The 21,810-nt window shown below is 39.8% G+C and carries 22 protein-coding genes and 1 pseudogene; 12 read left to right on the top strand and 11 right to left on the bottom strand.

Features of this window, described 5'->3' with window-relative positions; translation table 11 throughout:
- Nucleotides 1–307, top strand: a pseudogene (locus HMPREF0013_RS08720) (stress-induced protein); the annotation flags it as partial.
- Nucleotides 308–369: 62 nt separating this feature from the next.
- On the opposite strand, the gene HMPREF0013_RS08715 reads toward HMPREF0013_RS08720, so the two are convergent.
- Nucleotides 370–603 (bottom strand): hypothetical protein, encoded by a 234-nt coding sequence (locus tag HMPREF0013_RS08715; protein WP_002114518.1) that lies wholly within the window; start codon nt 601–603, stop codon nt 370–372.
- 286 nt (nt 604–889) lie between these two features.
- Between HMPREF0013_RS08715 and HMPREF0013_RS08710 the strand changes: the two genes are divergently transcribed.
- Nucleotides 890–1,501: a LexA family protein gene (locus HMPREF0013_RS08710; protein ID WP_002114396.1), complete on the top strand. Its 612-nt coding sequence runs from the start codon at nt 890–892 to the stop codon at nt 1,499–1,501.
- Nucleotides 1,502–1,570: 69 nt separating this feature from the next.
- Here the strand turns inward: HMPREF0013_RS08710 and HMPREF0013_RS08705 are convergent, their stop codons facing one another.
- The gene (locus tag HMPREF0013_RS08705; RefSeq protein WP_002114153.1) at nt 1,571–2,182 is read right to left on the bottom strand and encodes a LysE family translocator; all 612 of its coding nucleotides are present in this window, start codon (nt 2,180–2,182) and stop codon (nt 1,571–1,573) included.
- A 156-nt stretch (nt 2,183–2,338) separates the two neighbouring features.
- Between HMPREF0013_RS08705 and HMPREF0013_RS08700 the strand changes: the two genes are divergently transcribed.
- Complete coding sequence (locus HMPREF0013_RS08700; RefSeq protein WP_000376211.1) at nt 2,339–2,794, top strand: Lrp/AsnC family transcriptional regulator; 456 nt, start codon at nt 2,339–2,341, stop codon at nt 2,792–2,794.
- A gap of 58 nt (nt 2,795–2,852) precedes the next feature.
- On the opposite strand, the gene HMPREF0013_RS08695 is transcribed toward HMPREF0013_RS08700, so the two are convergent.
- Nucleotides 2,853–4,469, bottom strand: coding sequence for a purine-cytosine permease family protein (locus HMPREF0013_RS08695; RefSeq protein ID WP_002114289.1), 1,617 nt, complete (start codon nt 4,467–4,469; stop codon nt 2,853–2,855).
- 204 nt (nt 4,470–4,673) lie between these two features.
- On the opposite strand from HMPREF0013_RS08695, the gene HMPREF0013_RS08690 reads away from it, so the two are divergent.
- The 3 genes from HMPREF0013_RS08690 (at nt 4,674) to HMPREF0013_RS08680 (ending at nt 9,512) form a co-directional block, all read left to right on the top strand.
- Nucleotides 4,674–8,126, top strand: coding sequence for an ATP-binding protein (locus HMPREF0013_RS08690; RefSeq protein ID WP_002114405.1), 3,453 nt, complete (start codon nt 4,674–4,676; stop codon nt 8,124–8,126).
- On the top strand, nt 8,126–9,085 hold the full coding sequence (locus tag HMPREF0013_RS08685; protein ID WP_002114366.1) for a response regulator transcription factor: 960 nt from the start codon (nt 8,126–8,128) through the stop codon (nt 9,083–9,085). The genes HMPREF0013_RS08690 and HMPREF0013_RS08685 overlap by 1 nt, the downstream gene beginning before the upstream one ends.
- A gap of 142 nt (nt 9,086–9,227) precedes the next feature.
- On the top strand, nt 9,228–9,512 hold the full coding sequence (locus HMPREF0013_RS08680) for a GNAT family N-acetyltransferase (protein WP_002114395.1): 285 nt from the start codon (nt 9,228–9,230) through the stop codon (nt 9,510–9,512).
- A 106-nt stretch (nt 9,513–9,618) separates the two neighbouring features.
- Here the strand turns inward: HMPREF0013_RS08680 and HMPREF0013_RS24335 are convergent, their stop codons facing one another.
- Complete coding sequence (locus HMPREF0013_RS24335; protein WP_078210280.1) at nt 9,619–9,732, bottom strand: hypothetical protein; 114 nt, start codon at nt 9,730–9,732, stop codon at nt 9,619–9,621.
- A 63-nt stretch (nt 9,733–9,795) separates the two neighbouring features.
- On the opposite strand from HMPREF0013_RS24335, the gene HMPREF0013_RS0105125 reads away from it, so the two are divergent.
- From HMPREF0013_RS0105125 to HMPREF0013_RS08665, 5 genes are all read left to right on the top strand, one after another.
- Nucleotides 9,796–10,455, top strand: coding sequence for an amino acid ABC transporter permease (locus HMPREF0013_RS0105125; protein ID WP_002114214.1), 660 nt, complete (start codon nt 9,796–9,798; stop codon nt 10,453–10,455).
- Nucleotides 10,445–11,110, top strand: a complete 666-nt coding sequence (locus tag HMPREF0013_RS0105120; protein WP_002114238.1) for an amino acid ABC transporter permease — start codon at nt 10,445–10,447, stop codon at nt 11,108–11,110. The genes HMPREF0013_RS0105125 and HMPREF0013_RS0105120 overlap by 11 nt, the downstream gene beginning before the upstream one ends.
- A gap of 2 nt (nt 11,111–11,112) precedes the next feature.
- Complete coding sequence (locus tag HMPREF0013_RS08675) at nt 11,113–11,844, top strand: amino acid ABC transporter ATP-binding protein (RefSeq protein ID WP_002114432.1); 732 nt, start codon at nt 11,113–11,115, stop codon at nt 11,842–11,844.
- Between the two features lie 30 nt (nt 11,845–11,874).
- On the top strand, nt 11,875–12,735 hold the full coding sequence (locus tag HMPREF0013_RS08670) for a transporter substrate-binding domain-containing protein (protein ID WP_002114178.1): 861 nt from the start codon (nt 11,875–11,877) through the stop codon (nt 12,733–12,735).
- 83 nt (nt 12,736–12,818) lie between these two features.
- Nucleotides 12,819–13,685 carry a cysteine ABC transporter substrate-binding protein gene (locus HMPREF0013_RS08665; protein ID WP_002114386.1) on the top strand — a complete coding sequence of 289 codons (867 nt, stop codon included), beginning with the start codon at nt 12,819–12,821 and terminating at the stop codon, nt 13,683–13,685.
- A gap of 50 nt (nt 13,686–13,735) precedes the next feature.
- Here HMPREF0013_RS08665 and HMPREF0013_RS24330 read toward each other — a convergent pair whose 3' ends face one another.
- Both HMPREF0013_RS24330 and HMPREF0013_RS08660 read right to left on the bottom strand, forming a co-directional pair.
- Nucleotides 13,736–13,855 (bottom strand): hypothetical protein, encoded by a 120-nt coding sequence (locus tag HMPREF0013_RS24330; protein ID WP_002114211.1) that lies wholly within the window; start codon nt 13,853–13,855, stop codon nt 13,736–13,738.
- 76 nt (nt 13,856–13,931) lie between these two features.
- Nucleotides 13,932–14,867 (bottom strand): LysR family transcriptional regulator, encoded by a 936-nt coding sequence (locus tag HMPREF0013_RS08660; RefSeq protein ID WP_002114422.1) that lies wholly within the window; start codon nt 14,865–14,867, stop codon nt 13,932–13,934.
- Nucleotides 14,868–14,958: 91 nt separating this feature from the next.
- On the opposite strand from HMPREF0013_RS08660, the gene HMPREF0013_RS08655 reads away from it, so the two are divergent.
- The gene (locus HMPREF0013_RS08655; protein WP_002114256.1) at nt 14,959–15,597 is read left to right on the top strand and encodes a LysE family translocator; all 639 of its coding nucleotides are present in this window, start codon (nt 14,959–14,961) and stop codon (nt 15,595–15,597) included.
- Nucleotides 15,598–16,226: 629 nt separating this feature from the next.
- Here the strand turns inward: HMPREF0013_RS08655 and HMPREF0013_RS08650 are convergent.
- The 5 genes from HMPREF0013_RS08650 to HMPREF0013_RS08630 all read right to left on the bottom strand — a co-directional run bounded on the left by HMPREF0013_RS08650 (nt 16,227) and on the right by HMPREF0013_RS08630 (nt 21,781).
- Complete coding sequence (locus HMPREF0013_RS08650; RefSeq protein WP_002114417.1) at nt 16,227–18,188, bottom strand: family 2A encapsulin nanocompartment cargo protein cysteine desulfurase; 1,962 nt, start codon at nt 18,186–18,188, stop codon at nt 16,227–16,229.
- The gene (locus HMPREF0013_RS08645) at nt 18,163–19,095 is read right to left on the bottom strand and encodes a family 2A encapsulin nanocompartment shell protein (RefSeq protein WP_002114358.1); all 933 of its coding nucleotides are present in this window, start codon (nt 19,093–19,095) and stop codon (nt 18,163–18,165) included. The genes HMPREF0013_RS08650 and HMPREF0013_RS08645 overlap by 26 nt, the downstream gene beginning before the upstream one ends.
- Nucleotides 19,096–19,335: 240 nt before the next feature.
- On the bottom strand, nt 19,336–20,277 hold the full coding sequence (gene epsC / locus HMPREF0013_RS08640) for a serine O-acetyltransferase EpsC (RefSeq protein ID WP_016803288.1): 942 nt from the start codon (nt 20,275–20,277) through the stop codon (nt 19,336–19,338).
- Nucleotides 20,278–20,295: 18 nt separating this feature from the next.
- Nucleotides 20,296–20,805: a rhodanese-like domain-containing protein gene (locus HMPREF0013_RS08635; protein ID WP_002114262.1), complete on the bottom strand. Its 510-nt coding sequence runs from the start codon at nt 20,803–20,805 to the stop codon at nt 20,296–20,298.
- A gap of 238 nt (nt 20,806–21,043) precedes the next feature.
- A complete protein-coding gene (locus tag HMPREF0013_RS08630; protein ID WP_002114398.1) occupies nt 21,044–21,781 on the bottom strand; it encodes an SDR family oxidoreductase in 738 nt (245 codons plus the stop codon).
- Nucleotides 21,782–21,810: the final 29 nt, after the last annotated feature.

The following is a 21,810-nucleotide window of genomic DNA, read 5'->3' as shown; positions in this document are numbered from 1 at the left end:
CGGAGGCCGTTCAGGCGGACGAGGTCGTGGTCGCAGCCGTGATGACGATGATGATGACGATCGCGGAGGCCGCTCAGGCGGACGAGGTCGTGGCCGCAGTCGTGATGACGATGATGATGACGATCGCGGAGGCCGTTCAGGCGGACGAGGTCGTGGCCGCAGTCGTGATGACGATGATGATGACGATCGTGGCCGCTCAGGTGGACGAGGTCGTGGTCGCAGCCGTGATGACGACGATGATTATGATGGCCGTGGTCAAAACTCTCGTAATCAAAAACGTGATGCCTACGGACGTTTTACGTCTTAAGCAGAATGTTTTAGAAACAAAGGAGGCTTTTGCCTCCTTTGTTTTTAGCTTACTTACTGTATTTACTGAGGGAGAGGTTGTAGGCCTTTTACAATATCAAGGTATTCAGAACCGTTTAACCAAAAAGATTTTTTCAAAAAAAGTGTCGTCATAATACTTTCGGCTGCTTCGCTATCTGGATTTTCACAAAATAATCCGTAGCTTTCACCTAAAACCGCATCATTTTCAATTAGGCGGATATAGTAAGCATGTTGCTCATTTGCATAACCTAAAACCGCATCACGTTGATTTTTCATTTCGCATGTCTCCATACCAAAAAACTGAATTTAACCAGAATGTTAAGTGTTCAGAATCTCATTTGATAAAAATCAAAAACAGTCAGCGATAACGACTATTCCGAAATAGGTTTTGATTTTCTTCAAATTGCCATTTTGGTTAAAACATCCCTGTTAAAAGCAAAATGGATTAAAATCTGATCATGAGATTTATTGTTATGCAAAAAAAATATTTCGTCAACTTGAAAATGTAACTTTTTCAAGTTACATTGTTTGTGTAGGATTTGAACAGTGGAATGGAGGCAATATGCCAAAGAAAAAAGAGTTCGAGCATGGCGGTGTACGAGAAAATGCCGGACGTAAAGCACAGTTCAATGAACCCACCAAAGTCATTCGTGTCCCCGAGTCTCAAGTTAACTTTATCAAAAATTGGTTACTGAATAATGTCAAAACCAATAACTTAACCGACTTTAACTCAAAACTTAATGTTCAGCAGGTCCACCCGAATAACGATAAAATTTACCATATTCCTTTGGCAACTGAACGTGTTGCGGCAGGTTTTCCTTCACCTGCGCAAGATGATATTGAGCAAGCGCTCGATTTAAATGAATATTTAATTAGAAATGAAAATGCCACGTTTATTGTTAAAGCCAACTCTTTATCCATGTTAGATGCTGGAATTGATATTAATGATCCGCTTATTGTGGACCGTAGCATTCCCGCTAAATCAGGTGATATTGTGATTGCACTCATCGACAATGATTTCACTGTGAAGCGCTTAATGATTGATAGTCAATTTCATCCACCTAAAGTTTGGCTGAAAGCAGAGAACCCTGATTATCAGAATATTTATATTGAAGAGGGGCAAGAACTGGTTATTTGGGGAGTCGTGACGTATAACCTCAAACGAATGAGATAATTTTTTCTTATATTTATTATTTAAGTTACTGACCTGAAATGGAGGCCAGTAACTTTTGTTGAATGACTTTTAAATTTGCCCAATCAATAAGCACGTTGCGATAATGACCATCAAACCACCTGAAAAACGACCAACTAACTGTGCTGCTTGTGGTCTGGTTTTTAAAATAGCCTCTGAACCATAACCCACTATTAAGTAAATTATTGCGCAGCTAATCATGTGGACAACACCGAAGGCAAGAATTTGTGTTGTCACTGACCATGAAGCATTAATATCAATAAACTGAGGAAGCAGAGCTAAAAAGAGTAAAAAAACTTTCGGATTTAATCCACTCACGTAAACGCCTTTGGTTGCCCAGCTCAACCATGACTGAGCTTTTTCAGAACCAGATTTGTTTGGAGTAGGAGGGGTAAGTAATAAGTTTATACCCATCCATAACAAATAAGCAGAACCCGCAACAGTAAGAATCATTAGAGCAGTTGGATTATTTGCTACAAGCAGACCAACACCAGCCGCTACCAATAAAATCGTAATAAAGTGTCCAAATAGCATACCTGCGACGGCGGGTACGACGACTTTGCCTTTAATCCCTGCCGAAATGGCATAGGCCCAGTCTGCCCCTGGCGTAATAATAAAAAGAATGGAGACACTCCAAAATGCAATAAAAATGTTAAAAGCCATATGCTTATCTCAGCAAACTATTTTCCAAAGGTTTCGCTCGTGGTTTAGAAAAAATCCCTATTTATGCGAGCTTGTTGAAAATAATATGCTCATGTATTTAGAATGTGCTTTTAAATGTTTGCTCATATCACGCTCATTTGGGGTAAATTTTTCTAAATGGATCGCACAGATAAAAAGATTCTTGCTGAATTGCAATTAAATGGCCGATTATCTATTACTGAATTGGCAGAAAAAGTCGGTTTGAGCATTTCACCTTGTCATAGACGAGTGAAGGCTTTAGAAGAGTCAGGAGCTATCAAAGGTTATCGGGCAGAACTCGACCCAAACTTAGTGGGATTTGAATTTTCAGCGATTGTTTTTATCACGCTTAAAGAGGGCGATAAACAGGCAGTCGAGAAGTTTGAAAATGCCGTGATAGACATCCCGCAAATTATTCAGGCACAGCGTTTGTTTGGTGAGCCAGATTATTTACTACATGTGGTGGCTAAAGATTTACCCGCTTTTCAGCGTTTGTACGATGAAAAATTATCTGCTATTCCAAGTGTGCAACGACTCATCTCAACCATTGTGATGAAAGATGTAGTACCTGAACGTTTATTCCCGATTGGCTAAGGATCATCAGATATAAAAAAAGAAGCTTTAAAGCTTCTTTTTTTAGTTTTAAGAATATTTAAGCATCGAGTGTTTTACACAAAGAACAGATCGTACCGTTATGTTTGTGAGAGAACATAATATCTGGACGCTCATAGCCTTGCTCACATACGCGGCAGTGATAGACGGTAGCAACAGGAGTGCCTTCAGCATCATAACGTGGTTCTTTAATACCATCATCGTGTGACTTGATGTAGTATTTTCCTTTGGTTAGTAAGCCCATGATGGGTGTTAATACAAAAGCAAGCACAAGTGCGATAAGCGGTGAGTAAGGTGCCAAGAAACTACCGAGTAAGCCGAAGAATGCTGCAATCGATAAGCCTGCTGATACAAGGAATGCAACCATACCGACAGGGTTTACGTTGTATAGCATGTCACGGCGGTATTCCGGCTCTTTAGGTGAAAGTTTTAAAACATATTTGTTGATTGAAATGTCTGTTGCAACAACTACAACCCATGCAATTGCAAAGTTTGAATAGAATCCTAAGATTTTACCCAGTACCGCAAACATATTGCCTTCCATCAAAGCAAGTGCAATTGCCAAGTTCACCATTACAAAGACAATACGGCCCGGATAATGTTTGCTTATACGTGTGTAGGCACTTGTCCATGCAAGGGAACCAGAGTAAGCATTGGTCACATTAATTTTAATTTGAGAAATAACCACCAAAATCACTGCAAGTGTTAAAGCAGCCCAACCCGGAAGCATGTCATGAAACGCCGCATTAAACTGTTGAACAGGTTCAGTACTGTTTACGCCCGGTATTTTAGTAAGTAAATAGAAACCTAAAAATGCCCCAATAATTTGTTTAATTGCCCCTAAAATCACCCAACCCGGACCCGCTGAAATAACCGCAGCCCACCATGCTTTGCTATTTTCTTTTGTTTTAGCAGGCATGAAACGTAAGTAATCAATTTGCTCACCAATTTGCATGATGAGTGATAAACATATACCAGCACCCAGCATGATTGCAGCCATGTCTACGGTTGCAAATCCTTCGTTACCTGTAAAAGTTGCAAATTGGCTAACTAAGGTAGGTTCTTGATAAATTAGATAGGCCACAGGACCAATCATCAGAACGAGCCAAAGTGGGGTAGTCCAGACTTGTAATTTACTTAAGGCTTTCATGCCGTAAATCACCAGCGGTATGACCATAACTGTTGAGATGAGGTAACCTGCCCAAAGCGGAATGCCTAAACCGAGTAGTAACCCTTGCGCCATGATTGAACCTTCAAGGGCAAAGAAAATAAACGTGAAACTGGCGAAAATGATACTGGTCAGGACTGAGCCGATATAACCAAAACCTGCGCCGCGGGTAATCAAGTCAAGGTCGATGTTATAGCGCGCTGCGTAGTAGGCTAAAGGAATGCCAGTTAAGAAGATAATAATCGCTGCAAATAAAATGGAGAAAACAGCATTGGTTGTTCCGTAAGACATACCAATACTGGCACCAATAGAAAAGTCAGCAAGATAGGCAATACCACCAAGTGCAGTAATAGCGACAACTTTGGGACTCCAGCGCCGAAAGCTGTGTGGAGCATAACGTAAAGTATAATCTTCTAAGGTTTCATTCACTGCTTTTTGTGAATCTGTACCTTGCACAGTGTCCAGATTTGGATGTTCAGATACACTCATAACATCAATCTCCCAATCATTTTCGGTCAATCAACACAAATATTGATCATTGTTTTTTGATGTTTTTGAGTGTGTGATTTTTGGGAAAAATTGAAAATACGTTATTTTGCGTATATGTGCGTATTCGAGAAAATCGCCATGATAAATGACTTTTGGCATAAGGATTGCTGGATTTAATACAGCCACCTGCCAAATACGAGTGTTATGTCAGATTCTTCACGCCCCCAACAAGCGCCGCAACGTGTGATCAAAACACGCCGTGAATATAATATTTGGGTGGCAGATGAAAGCATCGAAGATTATGCGCTCCGCTATGCACCTACCTCAGTAAGAAAATGGTCACCTTGGACCGTTACCAACACCGCAATTTCGACCGTTAGCTTTTTGGCTATGGAAGCCATTGGGGCAACCATGCTTTGGCAGTATGGCTTTAGCAATGCAGTATGGGCAGCAATTGTCGTATGTACCATTATATTTTTAACCAGTTGGCCGATCAGTTATTACGCTGCAAAATATAATGTAGATGTTGATCTGCTTACTCGTGGTGCAGGTTTTGGCTACATTGGCTCGACCATTACATCTCTAATTTATGCGAGCTTTACCTTTATTTTGCTTGCGTTTGAAGCTGCAATTATGGCGATGGCACTTGAACTTGCTTTAGGTATCCCGCAAGTTATTGGTTACTTAATTTCTGCCTTAGTGATTTTGCCTTTAGTAGTCAAAGGCATTGGTTTTATTAATAAAGTTCAGGCGATCACACAACCAATCTGGCTCTTATTGCTGTTGTTACCGTGGTTTTTTGTACTTTGGAAACAACCACAAATTTTAAGTAGTAGCCTGCATTTTGTTGGGGCGGTTTCAAACTCAACTGACTTTAATCTGTATTACTTTGGTGCGGCGTGCACTCTTATTTTTTCATTTGTGATCCAAATTGGTGAGCAAGCCGACTATTTACGTTTCTTACCGCAAAAAGAAAAGAACAGAACTGCATGGCGTTTTGCCGTTTTTCTAGGTGGTCCATCTTGGATTATTTTTGGATTTCTAAAAGTTCTAATGGGCATGCTGCTGATGGTGTTGGCTTTTCAGCTGTTTATTCCTGTCTCTGAACTAGACAATCCGACTTATCTATATTGGGTTGCCTATCAACAATTTATTCCAAACCCTCAGCTTGCTTTAATATTGACTCTAGCACTAGTTTGCTTGGCGCAAATTAAAATTAATATGACCAATGCCTACGCTGGTTCACTGGCATGGTCCAACTTTTTTGCGCGCTTAACTCATAGCCATCCGGGGCGAATTGTCTGGCTACTTTTTAACGTTTTTATTGCCATTGTTTTGATGGAAATGGGAATTAGCCATGCGGTTGAACGCATTTTGGGGCTATATAGCAATATCGCTTTGGCATGGATTGGTGCCGTTGTTGCCGATTTAATTATCTGTAAACCTTTAGGTCTAAGCCCGAAAGGAATTGAATTTCGCCGTGCTTATTTATATGACATTAACCCCGTAGGTGTGGGTGCCTTAATGATTGCCTCAGTGTTATCGATGCTGAGTTACTTGGGCTTTTTCGGACTCATGGCGAAAGGTTTGGCGAGTTTTATTGCTTTGGGGAGCGCGGTTTTATGCGTTCCTATCATTGCTTACCTAACTAAAGGCAAATATTACATTGCACGCCAACCTGAAAAAATTCAGGCGACTTCGGTTGCTAACTGTGTCGTGTGTGAACGGGACTATGAACTTGCCGATATGGCGGGTTGCCCAGCCTATAACGGTAGGATTTGCTCTCTATGCTGTTCACTTGAAGCACGCTGTCACGATTTATGTAAACCCGATGCACGTTGGTCAGTACAGCTCAAAAAAGCCATCTGGCACTATTTACCAGAACGCTGGGCGAGCCGTTTAAATAGTCGAGTCAGTTTATATTTATTACTGACTTTAGGGCTGTCGATTGTTCTGGCAGTGAGTTTAAGTCTGGTTTATATCCAAGAAAAAACCTATTTAGAAACCATTAATGCGGCAGCCGTTCCTCAGCTATTTACGCTATTTGTCAAAATTTATACCATTTTATTTCTATTGATGAGTGTTGCTGCTTGGTGGCTCGTATTAAACGATGAAAGCCGTCGTAATGCTGAAATCGAAACACACCAGCAAACAGCATTATTGATTGATGAAATTGCTGCCCATGAAGTCACTTCAAAAGACTTACAAGACGCCAGAATTTCAGCAGAACGGGCAAATGATGCAAAAAGCCGTTATGTCATTGGTATTAGCCACGAACTAAGAACACCCCTAAATAGTATTTTGGGCTATAGCCAATTGCTTCAAAAACAAGAGCAGCTCTCAGAACAAGGCAAAATGGCGCTCGGCGTGATTAGCCGTAGTGGGCAGCATTTAACTTCACTGATTGATGGTTTACTAGATTTAGCGCGAATTGAAACAGGCAAGATTTCTTTAAATGTAGTGGACGTTCATTTCCCAAATTTTATTGAACAAATTATTCAAATGTTTCAGCCACAGTTTGAACAGAAGAATTTACAGTTTGTTTATGAAATTGGAGAAAACCTACCGCACTATGTTCGTACCGATAAAAAACGCTTAGAGCAAGTGCTGATCAATTTGCTGGGCAATGCTTTAAAGTTTACAACGAGCGGCACAATTACTTTAAAAGTTGAGTACCGTTTTCAAACGGCTTATTTTGAAATTAGAGATACGGGCTGTGGTATTGCCGAGGCAGATTTAGAGCGAATCTTTAATCCGTTTGAACGGGGCAGTAATGTGGTTCAAGGCGGATTTACCGGAACAGGACTCGGACTACCAATTGTAAAATTATTAGTCGATTTACTTGGTGGCCAGTTATCTGTGACTAGTCAGCTCAATCAGGGTTCACAATTTAAGATTAAGTTTTACTTACCTTCAAAAGAAGTAGTTCATCCGATTTCTAATGTTTACTCCAACCAAATTACGGGTTATCAAGGCGAGCGTAAACGAATTTTGGTTGTCGATAATGAAGCTGTGGACCGAGGCTTAGTCGCTAATTTTCTCAAACCTTTGGGATTTATGATTGAAGAAGCCGAGTCGGGTATTGACTGTTTAAGACGTGTACCTATTTTTCAGCCGAACCTGATTTTGATGGATTTAAGTATGCCTTTGATGGGCGGGTGGGAAACAGCACGATTATTGCGTCAGAATAATATTACCAATGTGCCGATCTTAATTATTTCAGCCAATGCAGGCGAGCGCGAAGTCAATCCACAAGATGCGGTCTTAAGTGAAGACTTTATGCTAAAACCAATCGATCTCAATTTGTTGCTGAGTAAAATTGGAGATAAATTGGGCTTGGTGTGGATTGATTCCAAATCAGAGACACTCCTTGAAAATAAAGAAGTTCAAGCACTCGATTTAAATATATATAAGCAAGAGCAAGCTGCTGTTCATACACCAATTCAACAACCAGAAAATAATGATCTGCTTGATTTACCGCAAAGCTTGCAACAGTTAAATGATTTAATTGGACAGGGTTATATTCGAGGAATTCAACAGACTTTAATGCAATGCCGTCAAAATTTTCCGGAGCATAATGAGTTATGGGAACAGCTTGAACAGGCTATTCAAAAGTTTGATTTAAAACACGCGCAACGATTAATTCAGGATAAGTAATGAGTACGCAACATGTTTCTTTTCAGCAAGCTTCGCCAAATGAGCAAGCTGTTATTCTGATTGTGGATGATGTGCCAGAAAATCTAGGCTTGTTACATGAAAGTCTGGATCAGGCAGGTTATCGCGTGCTTGTCACAACTGATGGGTTAAGTGCAATTGAAATTGCCCACCGCTGCTTACCGGATATGATTTTGCTTGATGGCAATATGCCACATATGGACGGTTTTGAAAGTTGTATACAGCTTAAAGCGAGCCCAATTACACAGTTTATTCCCGTCATTTTTATGACAGGTTTGTCTGAGACAGAGCATATTGTGCGTGGTTTTCAGGTCGGTGGGGTGGACTATGTAACCAAGCCTTTGAATATTGAAGAAGTATTAGCAAGAGTAAAAACACATTTGGCACATGCCAAACTATTGCAGCAACAAAAACAGGTGATTGATGCAACGGAAACAGCAATTCTTGCACTAGATGTTCACGGTAAAATTGTTTGGAAAACTCAAAAAGCCAATGATTTACTGAATCAATATTTACCTGAATTAGAAGGTTTTGAAGCAGGCTTAAAAGCTTGGTTTTCAGATTTGGAACATGAAAAAGACCCAAAAAAATTAACCAGCTGTTCTTATTCGACACCATCTCAGCAATTACAGCTTTTATTGCTCACGCCGTGGGAAAGTGAGCCAAGTGTGGCAAAAAATTATCTGATACAAATCAAGACTTCTACGCCAGCTTTAGAAATGGCTGATATTTTGAAATATTGCCCACAGTTGACTCAACGTGAGGCAGAAGTCATGCATTGGTTGTTGTTAGGAAAAACCAATAAAGATATTGCAGAAATTTTGGAGCTTAGCCCACGGACAGTGAACAAGCATTTAGAGCATATTTTTGAAAAACTTTGTGTTGAAAACCGAACTGCTGCCGTGGCACACATTAATAGTCTGGTGCAAGAGTTTCACTAATTTAATTGATGATTGTATTTAAAAAGCATACAGACTCACTGCTAAAAATAGTCTATTTTTTTACACTTAAATTTGTTCTTATAGATAAAGATATATAAAGTCATTTTTAAATAAATACGATTTGTAATATGAGGAATTCATTGTGAATATTCAACAAAAAGATGATGCAAAACACGGCAGCTTTAGCTTACTTGATGATGAAACTGTTGCAGGCGAAATGACTTATACATGGGCAGGCGAAGGCATGCTGATTATTGATGCTACAGATGTAAATGAAAAGTATCGGGGACAAGGCGTAGGTCGCCAATTACTGGATGCTTTGGTGGCTTTTGTTCGTGAAAAAGACGTAAAAGTAATTCCGCTTTGCCCATATGCTAAATCGGTTTTTGATAAAGACTCAAGCATTGGCGATGTACTTAGAAAATAAACAATAGATTGAAAATCATTTAATAAAAATCGGGCCTTGGTGTCCGATTTTTTATTGGTTTTATTATTCATCTTTGTTTTAGTGAATATGTTTTGAGCGGTTGTATTCAATTGATTCGAAAGTTTTCGATTGCCAGATCGAATTTATCAAACTTATAGAAAAGCTTATCTAATAAAAATAGTTTTAGACCAATTGGGAAAAAAATAAACTCGTTGCACAAATATTTAATGGCTGATGAAAGCTAAATATTTATAACGTTTTAATATTATTTTTGGAATTTTCCTTGAACTGGCAGTATATCCATAGTGTGTTGCCGCAATTTTTCTCTGCAACTTTGACCACGCTGAAAATTTCAATTATCAGCATTATTTTGGCAATTATTGTAGGGCTAATTTGCAGCATTTTAATCACATATCGCGTGCGGGTGCTAAATAGAATTGCCCAGTTCTATATTGAGTTATCTCGAAATACCCCTTTATTAATTCAACTGTTCTTTTTGTATTACGGTTTGCCAAAGCTTGGCATCAAAATCGATGGTTTTGCTTGTGGTGTGATCGGACTGACCTTTTTAGGCGGAAGCTATATGGCTGAAGCCTTCCGAGCAGGTTTGCAGTCTGTTGCAAAAGGGCAGATTGATTCTGCAAAAAGTATTGGTCTACAACCGATTCAAATTTTTAGATATGTCATTTTTCCTCAAGCACTGGCTATTTCAATTCCGGCAATAGGGGCAAATTGTCTATTTCTAATTAAAGAAAGTTCTGTGGTCAGTGCCATTGCTGTCGTTGAACTGCTTTTTGTCACTAAAGACTTAATTGGCATGGACTATAAAACCACCGAAGCTTTGTTCTTACTCATCATGGCTTATCTCATTATTTTATTGCCCGTGTCTATTTTAACCAGTTATCTGGAGCACAGAAGTCGGAAGGTGAGCCATGGAACTTGATTATCTATTTCAAGCGAGTCACCTCGAACGTTTAATGTGGGGACTTTGGGCAACTGCAAAAATTGCTTTTATTTCGGTCTTTTTCTCTGCAATTTTCGGCACAGTGTTCGGCGTCATTATGACTTCTAAAAATATAGTCGTTAAATCGCTGTGCCGTCTGTATTTAGAAGCCATTCGAATCATTCCAATTTTAGTTTTGCTGTTTGTTTTTTATTTCGGCTTTGCGACATGGTTTAACTGGCAGTTTTCAGCAATGTGGGTATGCGTTGTTGTATTTGTTTTGTGGGGTACGGCAGAAATGGGCGATTTGGTTCGTGCAGCTATTACTTCAATTGATCAGCATCAACCCGATTCAGCTTATGCGCTCGGACTAACTCATGTTCAAGCTTTGATCTACGTCATTTTTCCACAAAGTCTAAAACGAGTAACGCCAGGCGCGATTAACTTATTTACCCGAATGGTGAAAACCAGCTCTTTGGCAGTGCTGATTGGTGTGGTTGAGGTGATTAAAGTGGGTCAGCAAATTATTGAAAATTCGCTGTTGACCGTGCCGAGCGCTTCTCTTTGGATTTATGGCTTTATTTTTATTTTGTATTTTCTGATTTGCTATCCCTTATCTCGTTTGGCGGCACATTTGGAAAAGGTCTGGGGGTAATTATGCCTTTGTTATCGATACAACAATTACAGAAATCATTTGCACAAAGTCATATTTTACAGGGCATTGATCTGGATGTAGAACAAGGAGAGGTGGTTGTTATTTTAGGTCCATCAGGCTGCGGTAAAAGTACCTTATTGCGCTGTATTAATGGCTTAGAACCGATTCAGGGTGGTGAAATCCGTTTAAAAGGCTCAGGTGTGCTTGGTAAAGACGTGGACTGGACTAATGCTCGTCAAAAAATTGGCATGGTTTTTCAAAACTATGAGCTATTTGGGCATATGAACATCATTGACAATATTTTGCTTGGGCCACTTAAAGTACAAAAACGCCACCGCGATGAAGCTGAACAAGTAGCAGATGAATTGCTAAAGCGAGTGGGACTATTTGAGCGGAAACTTGATTATCCACGACAACTTTCAGGTGGACAGAAACAGCGTATCGCCATTGTTCGTTCACTCGTGATGCAACCTAAAGTCATTTTACTTGATGAAATTACCGCTGCGCTTGATCCGGAAATGGTCAGAGAAGTGCTTGATGTCGTACTCAAATTAGCGAATGAAGGAATGACCATGTTGATTGTGACACATGAGATGTCCTTTGCACGCAAGGTTGCCGATCGCATTATTTTTATGGATAAGGGCAAGATTATTGAACAGGCTTCACCAGAAGAATTTTTTGAACAGCCAAAAACAGAACGAGCGAAAGCCTTCTTAAATATTTTGTCGTACTAAATTTTTATTATTTGAATCATGAGGAAGTGAATGTTTAAACGTAATTCAATAAAAATATTAAGCAGTCTTGCCGTTGCTGGGGTTTTATTAACTGCATGTAGTAAAACGCCATCAACTGAACAGGCAGGTAATGCTCAAGCAGACCATTCTTTAGAGCAAGTCAAAAAAAATGGGGTTCTACGCGTTGCTGTTTTTGCTGATGATCCGCCGTTTGGTTTTGTAGATAGTGCGGGTAATAATCAGGGCTTTGATGTGGCTTTAGCAAAACGAGTGACTAAAGATTTGCTCGGTGATGAAAAGAAAGTTGAGTTTATTGTGACTGAAGCTTCAAATCGGGTGGAGTTTTTAAAATCAAATCGAGCTGATGTTGTATTCGCGACATTTACGGTAACTCCTGAACGCAAAGAGGTTGTCGATTTTGCCGAGCCTTATTTAAAAGGTGCGTTTGGTATTGTCTCGCCTAAAGCCAAGCCGATTACCGACATTGCCCAATTAGAAGGTAAGACCTTAATTGTAAATAAAGGCACAAGTTCAGATACCTACTTTACCAAGCATTATCCAAAAGTGAATTTACTTAAGTTTGAAAGAAATTCGGATGCCTTCAAAGCCTTAACCGACGGTCGTGGTGACGCGATTTCACAAGATAGTACTTATGCTTTGGCATGGGCCGCGAAGAACCCAAGTTATGTGGCAGGTATTCAGTCTATTGGTGATCAAGAGTTTATTGCACCAGCAGTGAAAAAGGGCAATACCCAATTATTGAATTGGCTCAATACTGAAATCAAGCAGCTCAGAACAAGTGGTGAAATTAAGAAAATTTATGATGAAACCTTGAAACCAATTTACGGCGACTCGGTCAATCCGAATGTGTTTTTAGATGTAGGCCAATAATTTTTGATATCGCTAGAGCAGTGTCTAAAATTAGGCACTGCTATTTTTAAATAAGACTTTTACAAGAACGAGAGGGTGAAATAATGACAACATTAACATTTCAAAACGTGAAGCATATTTTAGCTGCGTCTTTACTGAGTTTAGGTTTGGTTGCATGTGATAAAGGAACTCAATCTACTGAAAAAACGGCCAATACCACACAAACTGTATCGAGTATTGAACAGATCAAAAAGAATGGTGTGGTACGAATTGGCGTATTTAGTGATAAACCGCCGTTTGGATATTTAGATGTTCAAGGTAAAAACCAAGGCTTTGATGTAGAGATTGCCAAGCATGTTGCTAAAGATCTGCTCGGTGATGAAAACAAAGTTGAGTTCGTTTTAACTGAAGCAGCTAACCGTGTCGAATATTTAAAAGCCAATAAAGTGGACATTATTTTTGCAAACTTTACTGTTACACCAGAACGTAAGGAAGTGGTCGATTTTGCTAAGCCTTATTTGAAAGTTGCTTTGGGGGTGGTTTCTCCTAAAAGTCATCCGATTACCAATGTTGCTCAACTTAAAGATAAAACTTTATTGGTAAACAAAGGTACAACGGCTGATTCATTCTTCACCAAGACTCATCCAGAAATTAAGCTACAAAAATATGAGCAAAACACTGAAACTTTTGATGCTTTAAAAGATGGTCGTGGTGCTGCGCTTGCCCATGATAACTTGCTGGTTTTAGCGTGGGCTAAAGAAAATCCAAATTACACTGTTGGCATTACCAATTTAGGTGAGCAAGACTTAATTGCACCAGCAGTGAAAAAAGGCGATAAAGAGTTACTGGACTGGTTGAACCCAGAATTAGAGAAACTGGCTAAAGAAGGCGTGATTCATCAAGCTTATGAAAAGACTTTAAAACCAGTCTATGGCGATACGATTAATCCAAAAGATTTATTGGTTGAGTAATCGTGCTAATAACCTCTAAAGATTAGAGCTCTAGATAGTATTTACTCGAGCTAAGATTCATCTACAGCCTGCCCATAATTTATAAAGATAATGTTTTTGCAATATTTTTTATAGATGTAAACAGTGGTCAGGTTCTGTAGATGAGAAAGTTTTTTGGTTACTTTTTTCAAAAAAAGTAACAGAATTAGCTGATTGCTTTAGAGGTTAAAAGGTTGGATTCAATCGTGCTAATTCTTTGACTTTATATTACTTTAACTTAAATAAAGTCGGCTCTGCTGCTAATTTATCTGCCAAATATTGAATCAACACACTCAATTTAGGCGGGACATGTCGTGTCGGTGGGTAGAGTAACCACAGCCCACCACTATAATAGGTCTTAAAATACCAATCTGGTAAAACCTGCACTAAGGTACCTTGTTGTAGAGCATGGCATGCAACGAAGTATGGCAAGCTCGCAATACCTAAATGCTGTAATGCGGCACTCAAACGCACACCTGTATGGTTTGCTGCATAACGACCACGCACGGCAACACTGATCGATTTATTTCCTTGCTGAAATTTCCACTTTGAGTCACTGGCTTGTTCACCCAAGTAAATACATTCATGCTGCTTTAAATCATGAGGGTGGTTCGGTATGCCATGCTTGGCCAAATACTCAGGCGTAGCACAAACCAAGTGATCAATATCAATGAGTTTTCGGCCCATAAGACCACCTGGTGGTTGCTCTGTAATTCGAAGTGCTAGATCAACTCCATCATCAATCAGGTCTACATAACGGTCTTCTAAAAGCATTTGTATATCAATTTTCGGGTAGCGTTTTAAAAATTCGGGTAAATGCGGATGAATCATAAAATGTCCCACAGCTTTCGGAACACTCATGCGAATAACACCTTCTGGTTCGACATGAAATTGCCCTGAACTTTCCATGACTGCTTGTGCAGCATTCACCATATCTAAACAACGTTGATAAACTTGTTGTCCACTTTCACTTAAACGAAGTTTCCGTGTGGTCCGATAGAGTAAGCGAGTGCCTAAAGCACGTTCTAAACGAGCAATTGCACGACTAACAGCAGAAGGTGTTGTACCAAGCTGGCGGGCAGTTTCAGAAAAACTTTCCGATTCGACAACCTTAACGAAAGTCGCCATTTCATTTAATAGAATCAGACTTTGATTTGTGCTCATGAGGCAAAAGTTATTTGGATTTTGATTGGATTATCGCGTCTAAAAAATCGCAATACAATCTTTTAGGTGATTTTCAGGAAACTAAATTGTTATGTGGCAGTTGTATGGACATGAGTTTTTAACGCTAGCTCTTATTCACTTTATGGCGGTGATTTTACCGGGACCAGATTTTGTAGTTACTGTAAGACAAAGTGTACGTTATGGCTACTTAATTGGATGTCTAACCGCAATTGGTATTGGTGTAGGGATTTCAGTGCATGTGTTTTATACACTTGTTGGTATTGGCTTTTTGATTCAGCAAAGTGAATGGCTCATGTCACTGATCAGAACAGCAGGGGCAGCTTATTTGATTTATTTAGGATGGCAGTGTTTACGTAGCCAGCCGAATACTAATATTGAAATTAATGGCCAAGCAAACGGTGATACGCCAAGTTTATTTAAAGCTTTTACTATGGGTTTTCTTACCAATGCATTAAACCCAAAAGCCACTATCTTTTTTCTGGCAATTTTTACAACGATTGTAAGTACAACCACACCAATGAAAGTTCAGGTTTTTTATGGTGTGTGGATGTGTATGGTCAATGCCATCTGGTTTATGGTGGTGAGTGTACTGTTTGCACAGCCTATTGTACGTAAACGGTTTTTGGAGTTTGGAGTGTATTTTGAGAGGGTGATGGGAGCGTTATTAATTGGAATTGCATTGAGATTGATTTGGGGATTGTTTGTTTAATTGCCGTGAGTATTTAATGGGGGTACAGAAGTACGATTTTAGATTGCTTATAGTGTTCAAGGCGTTCATACCTATATTCACTCGTGCTAAATTTCATCCACAGCCTGCCCATAATTTATAAAGATAATGTATTTGCAATATTTTTTGAAAAATGAAAACAGAGAACAGGTTCTGTGGATGAGAAAGTTTTTGGTTACTTTTTTAAAAAAGTAATGGAATTAGCTACTTTCTTTGGAGATAAAACGGTAAGACTCCGCCGTGATAACCACTAATAATTTTTAGCTCAACCTAAAGTCATCTGCGAACTATTGCATAGCACGACAGAGTATTATCGCTTAAAGTTTTAATTTCTTCAGTCGCCTTCGGCTTGACTTACTTTGGTTTCGCTCAAAGTAAGCAAAAGCATTGTCATCTGCAAAACCTGTCGACTTATTTCATTTAACTAGTATTTCACAGAAACAGAATCTTTTTGATGCTACGCAGGTTGCAGACGACATTTGCTCGAGTAAATATAGTGCTAGGACTATTTGAGTTTTAATAGTTTCCTCATTGAAAAATTGAATTTTAATGATGGCAAATTAATTATAAAAAAAGACCGCTCGAAGGCAGTCCTTTTTGCAAAAATAGATTTAACTGGTACGCTTGTTACGCGTAAGTTGATGTAAAACCGACACCAATAAATCAATTTCTTCCGTCGTGTTATAAAAAGCCAAAGACGGACGCACGGTCTGTTCTACACCAAAACGACGTAAAATTGGCTGTGCACAATGGTGCCCAGAACGTACAGCAATACCATGTTGATTTAAAGCTTTACCCACTTGTTCGGTTGAATAGCCTTGTAAGGTAAAGGACATAACACTGGCTTTGTGATGTGCGGTTCCGATCAGGCGTAAACCTGACACACTACTCAGCGCATTTTGACCATATTCGAGTAGATCATGTTCATAGCGAGCAATGTTATGAATGCCTAGACTTTCGACATATTCAAGTGCAGCGCCTAAACCAACAGCATCGGCAATGTTTCCAGTTCCAGCTTCAAACTTGTTTGGTGCAGGTTGGTAAACTACTTGTTCGAAGGTAACATCCTGAATCATGTTACCGCCGCCTTCCCAAACAGGCATACTTTCTAGCAATTCTGGTTTTGCATAGACCGCACCAATACCTGTTGGACCAAACACTTTATGTCCAGAAAACACAAAAAAGTCTGCATCAAGAGCTTGTACATCGGTAGGGATGTGCGAAACAGATTGAGCACCATCAACTAAAACACGAACACCTTTGGCATGCGCAATTTTAATGACTTCAGCAACAGGTGTGACTGTACCCAAAGCATTTGAAACTTGAGTAATCGACAGCAGTTTGGTGCGCTCATTAATCAGTTTTGGCAATTCTTCTAAAATAATTTGCCCAGTGTCATCCACAGGAATGACTCTTAATTTTGCTCCAGTTTTTTTAGTGAGTTGATACCAAGGCACAATATTGGCATGGTGTTCTAAGTGAGAAACAATAATTTCATCACCTTCGCCAATATTTTGCTCACCCCATGTTTTTGCAATCAGGTTAATGCCTTCGGTTGTTCCGCGAACAAAGATAATTTCTTTAGAAGAGGATGCACCAATAAATCGGGCAACTACATTTCTTGCATGTTCATAGGCATCGGTTGCACGAGCCGCTAACTCATGTGCAGCACGGTGAATGTTTGAGTTTTCATGCTGATAAAAATAAGCAATCCGGTCAATCACACGCTGCGGTTTTTGTGTAGTGGCTGCATTATCAAACCAGACCAAAGGTTGACCGTTGACGCGTTCCTGTAAAATTGGAAAATCGCGACGTATGGCATGTACATCGAGTGGTTGAGCACTGCTTGCTACAAAAGTGGGTTGTGATGGTTGATAGTGACTATAACTTTGTCCAGTTTGAGGCAAGTCTAAAAAATAAAATGCAGAGCTTACCGAACTTTGAGAAGGCTTGTTCGTTGCAAAACGATCTTCCGTCAGCAATGATTTCAGTTGGTCACCATGTGGCAATTGAAAAGACTGTGCAACTGAATAATTATCTTCAACACCTTTAACAGACGGTTCTACTGCATTTGGAGCAGAAAAATCATTTAAAAAATAATAAGGTGATTCACCTGCACCCGTTGGTAAGCTTGGTTCAATGCGTGGCACGTTGGGTTCACTATGAGCAACTTGTGGCAAATGTGGTTCAAATGGTGGGCGTGGCAAATTAGCTCCACCAACCACAGGCGCAGACGCTAAAATTCGGCGTTCAGGGTAGTCTGGCAAATTTGGAATATGTTCAGGAAATTCCGGATTTAGACTTTTCTGAAAGGCGATATTGGGCGCACGACCACTGAGAGCAGAGAATGGTTCACCCGGTTGTGGAGGGTGCGGTGGCGCTCCGACAGGTAAGTCCAAGTTAAGGCCCGATGGAGAAGCTGAACTGCTTGAGCTTGGTAATGCTGAAAAAAACTCATTAGCAAGTCGAGCAATAGTGGACTCATCAGGGAAGTTGGCTGGTGGGTTAACACCAGTCACTTCAGGCCCCGTTGGACTACCTTGCAGATTACTTGTAGTTAACTGGGTAGTCATGATATTTGTCCACCTCCACATCATCTAACACTGCCAAAGCATCGTCTGTTAATACTGCAAGTGAGCAATATAACGAGATTAGATACGACGCAATCGCGTTACGGTTGATTCCCATAAAGCGTACTGAAAGTCCTGGTGACTGTTCACCCGCAAGACCCGGCTGGAACAAACCAACAATCCCTTGACGCTTTTCACCAACACGAAGTAGCAAGATTTTAGTTTTGCCATCTTCTACAGGAATTTTATTTGATGGAATGAGTGGAATACCACGCCATGTAATGAACTGCGAACCAAATAAGCTAACCGTTGGAGGCGGTACACCACGGCGTGTACATTCACGGCCAAATGCTGCAATCGCATCAGGATGCGCTAAGAAAAACCCTGGTTCTTTCCAGACTTTACGTAGCAAATCGTCAAGATCATCAGGAGTAGGTGGACCATTTAAAGTCGAAATACGTTGGTCATCTGTCACACTTGCCAGTAAACCGTATTCAGGGTTATTGATAAGCTCGCTTTCTTGACGTTCTTTAATGGTTTCAATCGTTAAATGGAGCTGTTCTTTAATTTGGTCGTGTGGGCTGCTGTAAAGATCAGCAACGCGTGTATGTACATCTAAAACAGTAGATACACCGTTTAAAAAGTATTCACGTGGCTCTGGATCATAATCGACAAAAGTTTGTGGCAAAGTTGCTTCATCACGTTGTGTGCAAGCCACTTGAATATCATCGGTATTATTGACACGGTTTAGGCGATAGATACCTGCTTCAACAGGAATCCATTGCAGTAAATGAGTCAGCCATCGGGGAGTAATTGTAGAAAGTTGGGGAGCTGTTTTTGTTGCATTGGCCAGTTGACGGGCTGCGTGGTCCCCCAGCGCAAGTTGGGCTTTGTCAGTATTTTTCGCCATGAATCATTTTTCCTTATTACATTGGCTTTTTGAAAATAAAAATTCTAGGATGCATATAAACTAGAATTAGTTCTGGTTTTAAAATTAAAATAGCGTTATAAATTTTTTAAATAGAGAGCTTATTAATGAGTTATCTATTTTCTAAATAAAAATATATTTAAACTAGAAATAAGCATTTTATTAATCTGCACGTTCTTTGTTTATTTATCTCCTTATCTATTTATTTCACATCTATAGTTTTTAACCGGCTATATGATTTTTTTGATAAGACTCATTAGGAGACTGTAAAATCTGACTACCTGCAGCAACACTATGTGTAAGCCAGACATTCCCCCCAATAATTGACCCTCGGCCAATGGTAATACGGCCTAAAATAGTGGCGCCTGCATAAATCACGACATCATCTTCAACAATTGGATGGCGTGTATAGTCTTTTTTCAAAGCGCCATCATCATTGGTTTCAAAGCGTTTTGCTCCAAGAGTCACTGCTTGATAAATACGAACACGTTCCCCAATGACACTAGTTTCACCAATCACTACACCCGTACCATGATCGATGAAGAATCCTTTGCCAATTTGCGCACCCGGATGAATATCAATACCCGTTGCAGAGTGAGCCAACTCGGAAATAATGCGAGACAATAAAGGTATTTGGGCATAGAGTTGATGCGCAATTCGGTGATAAATGATCGCAAATATGCCCGGATAGCAGAGTAATACTTCATCTACACTATGTGCTGCTGGATCACCTTCATAAGCAGCACGCACATCGCCGTCTAAAAGACGTCGTATAGAGGGCAAGGTGTTGGCAAAATCCTGCACAATTGTTTGAGCAAATTCTTGTGGGTGCTGCACTGGGCTTGAATGACCTAAATGACGTTTTGCTTCATAATTCAAAGCCAGTTGCACTTGAGCATGTAAGGCTGTCAGCACCCGATTTAAAGTATAGGCAATATAAGAATCTTCAGTTTCTTGACGTAAGTCAGCAGGGCCTAAACGCATTGGAAATAAAATTCCACACAAGTCATCTAAAATGACTTTTAAAGCTTCTTTAGATGGAAGTTCACGGCCTCCAAATTCTTTTGTTCTGTGCTGTTGCTGACGCCAGTCATGCCTTGCTTGTTGTAAACCTTGTACAACCGCATTAATGTTCCATTGAGTCACAAGCTTACCTTGATTCACTGAAAATTGATTGAAGTATTAGTCTTGTTGCCAAGGAAGTTGGTGGATGCGCCAGCCATTTTTCTGATTACGCTGTTGCTGATCATTTAGGTCGCCTTCGAAGCCTTCAAGAACGTTATAAATGTGCTCAAAACCTGCATTAAATGCGGCTTCTGCTGCCTGTGCTGAACGGTTGCCACTACGACATAACAAAAGAATGGTTTTGTCTTTGCCAACTTTTGATTCAAGTTCTTTTAAAAAGCGTGGATTACGGTTAAACGATGTGCCTGTTGCCCAAGCGACATGAACACTTTCAGGGACATAACCCACAAATTTACGTTCTTCATTGGTACGTACATCAACTAAAACAGCTTCGCCTTGTTGTACGAGCTGCCATGCATCAACAGGTGATAAACTGCCACTAAAATTTAATTCGTGTTCTTGTGCATATTGCTGTGCTTTAGCAAGAATTTCTTCGGCTGAAAAGGATGTATTTGAACCATTTGAGATAAAACTTTGTGGAGTTTCAGTATTTAATTTAGCGTTCATTGAATATATCCTTATCTTTGATTCAGATTGTTAAGGTTCAATTTACGCGGTTTTAAATATAAGCAAAAATAAGGAATATCTATTTATATATATTATTTTGATAAATAAGAGCGGTGAATATTTTATATAAAAAAGTATTAGTTAATCTTATAAAGTTATTAAAATAAAATAGATTTAAGAAATTTTATTATTTAGTAAAAAACCGTACAGATTAAAATAATCCGCACGGTTTTTAAAATTAAGCAAATCCACCATTTACACGAATGACTTGAGAATTTACCCAGCCCCCATCTGGGCCAGCCAGCATGGCCACTACGCCAGCAATTTCTTCAGGTGTTCCGATTCGTTCCAATGGAGCAAGTTTTGCAATAGCCGCTACTTGCTCTTCAGTTTTTCCATTGTAAAAAAGGTCAGTGCCTGTCGGACCGGGCGCAACGGCGTTTACAGTGATATTGCGTCCACATAACTCATTTGCTAACACATGTACCAAGCCTTCGACACCTGCTTTTGAAGCAATATAGGGACCATATGCCGGAAAAGATTTAGCAATTACACTCGTTGAAAGGACAATAATCCGGCCACCATCCAGAACTGTTTCGGCTGCATACGCCAATATTAAAAAAGTACCACGTAAATTGGTATGAATTACTTTATCGAAATCTGGCAGACCTTTAGGTGTAATTTTTGCCATAGGCATAATACCAGCACTATGAACCACAACATCCAATTGACCGTTAATGGCTTTAGCTTCTTGAAACAAACGACTCACTTCATGTTCATTTGCGACGTCCGCTTGAATAGCAGAGGCTTGACCACCTTGCTCAATAATATGATCTACAGTGGCTTGGGCATGGACCTTATTGCCCGCATAATTAACAATCACATAAAAACCATCTTGAGCTAAACGTTCTGCAATAGCACGGCCAATACCACGTGATGCACCAGTAACCAGAGCTGTTTTTCTTGAAATATTCATTTTTAGATTGCCTATTTGATTAAGTATGG

Origin of the sequence: Acinetobacter sp. SH024, assembly GCF_000163635.1 — a bacterium.
GTDB classification, from domain to species: Bacteria; Pseudomonadota; Gammaproteobacteria; order Pseudomonadales; family Moraxellaceae; genus Acinetobacter; species Acinetobacter pittii.
Note: the sequence above shows the minus strand (reverse complement) of the source record. Positions and strands in the feature narration are given on the sequence as shown.